General features: G+C 30.1%; 1 protein-coding gene. It reads left to right on the forward strand.

The genetic code is table 11. The features are described 5' to 3' along the window. Positions 1-166: 166 nt before the first annotated feature. Positions 167-531 (forward strand): YbgA family protein (locus IDG60_RS01615; protein WP_206160419.1); only part of this gene is annotated, 365 nt, incomplete at its 3' end.

Genomic DNA, 531 nt, shown 5'->3' on the forward strand with positions numbered 1-531 from the left:
TTAGAACCGGTTCCATTTATTCCACTTTATTGTAACCGGTTCCAAAAATATTTGCAACACTCTATTATCATTTTATATAAACACCTACACCATTTTTGATAGCGCATTCATTTTTATTGCTATACTATATGCATGTATATTAACATTAATTATCGGAGGTAATTTTATGAAAGAACGTGGCCATATCGAACAGCTTTGGCGTGAGGAAAAATATCATGTATTGTTACACAGTCAACAGTCTTACCAAATGATAAGGAATGCTTTAAAAACGGATTTATCACTTCATCAAGTCCAACAAATGATTGATGATGCTTTGTTAATTGAACCGAGTATAGGAAGTGTATGTAATGCTTTTGATCATATGTGGGGATATTTTAAAAAATGTGCGAATGAAGAAGAAAGAAAACAATCAAAACTACTTAAAGCTGATTTTATTAATGGTAAAATCGACACCCAAACTTTATTAGATTTTTTAGCAGAACTTGCTAATAAATATGATGTTCAATATTTACTACAAAGTCGTGTTTTAAA

It is taken from the genome of Staphylococcus sp. EG-SA-2 (genome assembly GCF_017152085.1).